The organism is Loktanella fryxellensis (genome assembly GCF_900110065.1).
Classification (GTDB): Bacteria; Pseudomonadota; Alphaproteobacteria; order Rhodobacterales; family Rhodobacteraceae; genus Loktanella; species Loktanella fryxellensis.
The window spans coordinates 106,004-112,360 of the sequence record NZ_FOCI01000011.1 but is presented as its reverse complement, the minus strand read 5'-3'; the positions used below and the strand labels follow the sequence as shown (position 1 = coordinate 112,360).

General features: G+C 66.8%; 7 protein-coding genes and 1 pseudogene. 5 read left to right on the top strand and 3 right to left on the bottom strand.

Features of this window, described 5'->3' with window-relative positions; all coding sequences use genetic code 11:
- Window positions 1-277: pseudogene (locus BMX16_RS10225) on the top strand (IS5/IS1182 family transposase); the annotation flags it as partial.
- 157 nt (window positions 278-434) lie between these two features.
- Here the strand turns inward: BMX16_RS10225 and BMX16_RS10220 are convergent.
- The 3 genes from BMX16_RS10220 to lepA all read right to left on the bottom strand — a co-directional run bounded on the left by BMX16_RS10220 (window position 435) and on the right by lepA (window position 2,827).
- Window positions 435-668 (bottom strand): DUF2442 domain-containing protein, encoded by a 234-nt coding sequence (locus BMX16_RS10220; protein ID WP_089902710.1) that lies wholly within the window; start codon window positions 666-668, stop codon window positions 435-437.
- A 10-nt stretch (window positions 669-678) separates the two neighbouring features.
- Entirely contained in the window at window positions 679-891 is a 213-nt protein-coding gene (locus BMX16_RS10215; protein ID WP_089902707.1) for a DUF4160 domain-containing protein, read from the bottom strand.
- A 136-nt stretch (window positions 892-1,027) separates the two neighbouring features.
- On the bottom strand, window positions 1,028-2,827 hold the full coding sequence (gene lepA, locus BMX16_RS10210; protein WP_089902703.1) for a translation elongation factor 4: 1,800 nt from the start codon (window positions 2,825-2,827) through the stop codon (window positions 1,028-1,030).
- 615 nt (window positions 2,828-3,442) lie between these two features.
- Between lepA and BMX16_RS10200 the strand changes: the two genes are divergently transcribed.
- The 4 genes from BMX16_RS10200 (at window position 3,443) to rpmB (ending at window position 6,222) form a co-directional block, all read left to right on the top strand.
- A complete protein-coding gene (locus tag BMX16_RS10200; RefSeq protein WP_089902696.1) occupies window positions 3,443-3,745 on the top strand; it encodes an arginine transporter in 303 nt (100 codons plus the stop codon).
- Window positions 3,746-3,925: 180 nt separating this feature from the next.
- Window positions 3,926-4,930 carry a methylmalonyl Co-A mutase-associated GTPase MeaB gene (meaB, locus tag BMX16_RS10195; RefSeq protein ID WP_425434022.1) on the top strand — a complete coding sequence of 335 codons (1,005 nt, stop codon included), beginning with the start codon at window positions 3,926-3,928 and terminating at the stop codon, window positions 4,928-4,930.
- Window positions 4,927-5,787: an alpha/beta hydrolase gene (locus BMX16_RS10190; protein ID WP_143058013.1), complete on the top strand. Its 861-nt coding sequence runs from the start codon at window positions 4,927-4,929 to the stop codon at window positions 5,785-5,787. The genes meaB and BMX16_RS10190 overlap by 4 nt, the downstream gene beginning before the upstream one ends.
- Window positions 5,788-5,928: 141 nt before the next feature.
- A complete protein-coding gene (gene rpmB / locus BMX16_RS10185; RefSeq protein WP_089902686.1) occupies window positions 5,929-6,222 on the top strand; it encodes a 50S ribosomal protein L28 in 294 nt (97 codons plus the stop codon).
- The last annotated feature ends 135 nt before the right edge of the window (window positions 6,223-6,357 follow it).

Below are 6,357 nucleotides of genomic sequence, written 5' to 3'. Positions count from 1 at the left end.
CAAAAATGCCCAACCATGGGAACCAACCACCGCCGGTGCCATAGCCAGGAATGATGCGCTCCGCGCATCGAAGTGTCTGGGTCGGGCGCTCTGGCGGAACTGGAGCGGATACCACCGCCGGAGCCGCGTCGAGACAAAGATGCATTGTGTAAAGCTGCTGGGCCAGCGGCTGATGGCTCGGGACTTCGACCGCCAGGTCGCAGAGGTCCAGGTGCGCATCGCTATCCTGAATGGCTACACCGCCCTTGGCATCCCCGTCACAAAGGCAGTGGCATAAATCCGTCTGGGGTAAGGGGAAAACCGTCCGTCAGCTGATTTGCGCAACAGAGTCTTAAGAACCCCAAAATTAAAATGCTTGAAAATACAACAAGTGCACCAATCAAGGTAGCCGTTCTATTCTTCAAAACTATTCCCCATTCCAACCGAGATCTTGTTCAAGCCGCCACCCCGACCCCATCTGCCGACAACAGCCCCACCACCGAGATATCCTCGTCCAGCGCAGCCCAGTGCAACCCGAACGGGCTGACCTTGACCCCGGCCCGATCCTCTGCCGTGGCGTTCAGCAGCCGGGGGAACCATGCCAGCGGCACGCCGAGCCTGCGGCCATCGGCAAGGGCGACCCACAGCATCTCGTCGTCGCAATGCGCCTCAATGGCCGAAATGGTCATGCCAAGCCTCCTAGATCTGATTAGCGCGGTCCGCGACGATCCGGGCGATCACCTTCAATGTGCGCGCGTCGAACCCGTGGGATCGGGCGCAGGCCACCGGGCGGACCCAGAACTTCGCTTCGCCGCCGTCCTTCATGACGTGGACGTGGGGTGGCTCTCGCGGGTCGCCTTCGTTGGAGTAGAAGAAGAACCGAAACCCGTCCTGTCTGAAAACCGTCGGCATGGGGGCAGGTTACCAGCCGTCCCCGGCAAGTCACGCGAAAGTTGCGGGCGCGTAATCGCACCCGGGTGGGCATGCGTTTCGCTGCGCAAAACGCTTCCGCCCACCAGCCTTCATCCGCGCCGAAGACGGACAGCCTTCAGCTGTCCATCTTCAGTGCGCTGATGAAGGCTTCCTGCGGGATATCGACCTTCCCGAACTGCCGCATCTTCTTCTTGCCGGCCTTCTGCTTGTCCAGCAGCTTGCGTTTCCGCGTGGCGTCGCCGCCATAGCACTTCGCCGTCACGTCCTTGCGCAGCGCACTCAGCGTCTCGCGCGCGATCACCTTGCCGCCGATGGCCGCCTGGATCGGGATCTTGAACATGTGGCGGGGGATCAGGTCCTTCAGCTTTTCGACCATCGCGCGGCCGCGCATCTCGGCCCGGTCGCGGTGGACCATCATCGACAGCGCGTCCACCGGCTCGTCGTTGACCAGCACGCTCATCTTCACGAGGCTGTCTTCCTGATAGCCGGTCAGGTTGTAGTCGAAAGACGCATAGCCCTTGGTCACCGACTTCAGCCGGTCGTAGAAGTCGAAGACGACCTCGTTCAGCGGCAGATCATAGACCACCATCGCGCGGCTGCCCGCATAGGTCAGGTCCATCTGCACGCCGCGGCGGTCCTGACACAGCTTCAGCACATCGCCGAGGTATTCGTCCGGCACGAGGATCGTCGCCTTGATCCGCGGCTCCTCGATATGGTCGACCAGCGTCAGGTCGGGCATGTCGGCGGGGTTGTGCAGGTCGCGCACATCGCCGTCCTTCATATACAGGTGATAGACCACCGACGGCGCGGTGGTGATCAGCTCGATATTGTACTCCCGCTCGATCCGGTCGCGGATCACCTCGAGGTGCAGCAGCCCGAGGAACCCGCAGCGGAAGCCGAAGCCGAGGGCCGCCGACGTCTCCATCTCGAAGCTGAAGCTCGCGTCGTTCAGCGCGAGCTTGTCGATGGCGCTGCGCAGATCCTCGAACTCGGACGAATCCACCGGGAACAGGCCGCAGAACACCACAGGCTGCGCGGGCTTGAAGCCCGGCAGGGCCACGGTCGCGCCCTTGCGCTCGCTCGTGATGGTGTCGCCGACGCGCGTGTCGCGGACCTCCTTGATCTGAGCGGTGAAGAAGCCGATCTCGCCCGGTCCCAGCTCCTCCATCGGCAGCATGCCGGGCTTGAACACGCCGAGGCGGTCGATCAGGTGCACCGTGTCGTTCGACATGAAGCGCACGCGGTCCTTCAGGCGGATCACCCCGTCGATGATCCGCACCAGCACCACGACGCCGAGGTAGCTGTCATACCAGCTGTCCACCAGCATCGCCTTCAGCGGCGCATCGCGGTCGCCCTTGGGCGCGGGCAGGCGGTGCACGACCGCCTCCAGCGTCTCCTTGATGCCGACGCCGGTCTTGGCGCTGACCCGGATCGCCTGCGACGCGTCGATGCCGATCACGTCCTCGATCTGCGTGGCGATGCGGTCGCATTCGCTGGCGGGCAAGTCGATCTTGTTCAGCACCGGCACGATCTCGTGGTCCGCGTCCAGCGCGTGATAGACGTTGGCCAACGTCTGCGCCTCGACCCCCTGCGTGCTGTCCACGACCAGAAGAGAGCCTTCCACGGCGCGCATGGACCGCGACACCTCATAGGCGAAATCGACGTGGCCGGGGGTGTCGATCAGGTTCAGCACGTAATGCTCGCCGTTGTCGGCGACGTAGTCGAGGCGCACGGTCTGCGCCTTGATCGTGATGCCGCGCTCGCGCTCGATATCCATGCTGTCCAGCATCTGCGCCTTCATGTCGCGGTCCGCGACGGTGCCGGTCGACTGGATCAGGCGGTCGGCCAGCGTCGATTTGCCGTGGTCGATATGCGCCACGATCGAGAAGTTGCGGATGTGCGACAGTGGAGTCATGGCAAGGTCCCGGCGGGCTGGTAACGGTCCCCGTCAATGGCGCGGAAGGCGCGATTTTGCAAGGGGACATGGCGGCGCTGGCCGGGCGGCGCATCCACGCCGCCCCCGTCCGCCGCAGACGACGCGGCACAGGCCGGGCCGCTTCCTCCCGCCGCCCTGCAGGTAGGCCCTGACACGGGTGCCCCCTCACGTCCCGCAGCGCCTCCCCGTCCGGTCGTCCTGGTCAACGACATTGCGCGCAACACCCTCGTGCTCACCCTCGCCGTCCCCGCTCAGAGGCGCGTCAGAGCCATGGGCATCGCTCGGCCGGGTGTCGCGCGGCGGAACCGCGATCTGCCGGGTCACGCCGAGGCCGACCCAGCGGCGGCTCACGGAGTGCACCGCATGTATGGCGGTGCCAAAGCCGCGAAACGGGGACGAGGACGACATCGCCGGAACGCTAGGAAGGCTACGGGTTATTTCGTCAACCAGCCCAGTTGACGTAGAGTTTACGGGTGCGCCGCACCCGCCGGCAATCGCGAATTGCAAAACTGGGCCGGCGGCGCTAAGCTCCCTCCAGGCGGTAGACGACGATGACATCGGGCAAACCGGGCGCGTCACAGGACAGGCACTATCATGCGCATCATTCTCATGGGGCTTGCCCTGTTGACCCTCAATTCCTGCGGCATGGCCGTACGTGGCGAGATGGGCAAGGCCTGCATGGCCTCCGGCAGGTCGGCGGCCAACAGCGCCCTGTGCAACTGCGTGCAGACTGCCGCGAATGGGACGCTGGACAGCCGCGACCAGCGCCTGGCGTCGAGATTCTTCGAAGACCCCCAGCGCGCGCAGGACGTGCGCCAGTCCGACAGCCCCGGCGACGAAGCGTTCTGGTCACGATACCGCCAGTTCACGGCGCAGGCCGAACGCGTCTGCCGCTGATCGCCGCCCTGTGACGGGTCGCGCCGGCGCACGCCCGTCCTGCCCTTCTTCTGGTTGGAAATATCCCGGAGGTCTGGAGGCAGCGCCTCCAGCCACGCCGCAGGCGTGGATCCCCTGGCACCCCACCGCACCCCGGTCTCTGGACACGCGCACCCGCAGCGGTGAGAATGGCCCATGCGCATCGACGTGCCCCATCTGACGCAGGCCCTGCAATCCGGCGACCGCCGGGCGCTGGCGCGTGCGATCACGCTGGTGGAAAGCGGCCGGGACGATCACCGGGACCTCGCGCTGAAGCTCCTGGCGGGTCTCGATCCCGCGCGGCAGGCCCTGCGGATCGGTCTGTCCGGCACACCGGGCGTGGGCAAGTCGACCTTTATCGAAACCTTCGGCCTGATGCTGACCGCGCGCGGCCTGCGGGTCGCGGTGCTGGCGGTCGATCCGTCCTCGGCCCGCTCCGGCGGGTCGATCCTGGGCGACAAGACGCGGATGGAGATGCTCAGCCGCGACGCGCGCGCGTTCATCCGCCCGTCCCCCAGCCAGACGCATCTGGGCGGCGTCGCGCGACGCACCCGCGACGCCGTCCGCCTGTGCGAGGCGGCGGGATACGATATCGTGCTGATCGAGACGGTGGGCGTGGGCCAGTCGGAAACGGTCGTCGCACAGATGGCCGACCTGTTCGTGCTGCTGCTGGCCCCGGCAGGTGGTGACGAGTTGCAGGGCGTGAAGCGCGGCATCATGGAAATGGCCGACCTGATCCTGGTGAACAAGGCGGACGGCGACCTCAAATCCGCGGCCCAGCGCACCTGTGCCGACTACGCCGGTGCCCTGCGCCTGCTGCGGCATCGTCCGCAGGACATGGACGGCTATCCGCTGGCGATGACCGTCTCTGCGCTGGATGCTGTGGGACTGGAACTGGCGTGGGACCGGATGCGTACGCTGGCGGACTGGCGCGCGGCGCAGGGCATTGCCGCCGGCACCCGCGCCGATCAGGCCCGCCACTGGTTTCGCCACGATCTGCGGGCCGAGATGATGGCCCTGCTGACCCGTGATCCGGCGCTGGCCGCGCGCCTTGCCACGCTGGAGAACGCTGTGGCGGCCGGCAGCCTGTCCCCCGCTGCTGCGGCGCGCGCGGCCCTGGCCCCGCTGACGGTGACCCCGCAGGCCACCGCCGCGGTCGTCCCATGACAGTGACAGGCAGCGGGACCACGGCAGTGACCGGCCCTTTGCAGCGCGTCTTCGACGGCGCGCATCTGCGGGCTGATCTGGCACGGAACGGCGGCAGGCGGCTGATCGTGACCTTCGACTATCGCAAGCGGGGCCGCACCGGGTTCGGCGTACCTGATCCGTCGCGGCAGTTCGCCGCCGCGGGCTTTGACCAGTTGATGATCGCGACGCAGGCCAACGACTGGTTCGTCAATGCAGACTTGCCGGCGCTGGCCGGGGTCTGCGCCGTGGTGCGGCGCGATTACGCGGCAGCGCGGGCACTGGGATTCTCGATGGGCGGTTACGGCGCGCTCCGACTGTCGGGCGCACTGGCGCTGGATTACGTCACCCTGGTGTCGCCGCAGGTGTCGATCGCGCCCGCCGTGGTGCCCTTCGATCCGCGCTACCGGGACGAGGGGCGCAGCTTCGACATGGCCTTGGGCGATCTGACGCCGCAGGCCAGCCACGCCTTGCGCGGCGAGATCCTGTGCGACCCCTGCGATGCACCGGACCTGATCCATGCGCGGATGATCCAGGCCCTGTTCCCGGGCCTGTCCCTGCTGCGGCTGACCGGCGGCGGCCACCCGTGCAGTCAGGTGCTGCGGGCGACGGGCCGCAGCGGATTGCTGCAGCGCCGGGCGATGGACGCGCTGCCCTCGGCCCGCATGATCGTCACGACACACCGCCAGTTGCGGGGCGGTCAAGCCTGTTACTGGCAGGCACTGGCCCGTGCCGCACGCGTGCGCCGCCCGCATGTCGCGGCCATGGCCACGGCCCGGCAGGCGAAACTGGCGGCGGGGACCGTGGGCGGGGTTGACGCGGACGGCGATTCTGCCTAGTGCCTGCGAACTGAATTGACGGCCCCCGTGCGGGGGCCATTCCTGCCACCGGGCGCAGGTCCGCAAACGGGTTGTTTGCCGGCAGGCCCCACGACGGTCCACCCTGCGAAGGGTCGGCCAGAACCACGAAGGATGATGCCCATGTCGCGCCGCTGCGATCTGACCGGAAAAGGCCCGATGTCGGGCAACAACGTGTCCCACGCCAAGAACCACACACGCCGCCGGTTCCTGCCGAACCTGCAGGACGTGACTCTGATGTCCGACACGCTGGGTCGGTCGTTCAAGTTCCGCATCTCGAACGCGGCGCTGCGCACGGTGGATCACCGTGGTGGCCTCGACGCTTTCATGAAGAAGGCCAAGGACGCTGAACTGTCCCCCGAGGCCCTGAAGGTCAAGAAAGACATCGCGAAAGCCACCGTCGCCGCAACGGCGTAAGCGGTTCCGCGATGGAAGTTGCAAGGCCCGGTCGCGCAAGCGCCGGGCCTTTTGCGTTTCCGTGGGTTGGCGCGAACGGGCCTGAGGCCCGTGCCTTCGGCGAGAGTATTTGAACAAAAGCGAGGATGGCAGGGC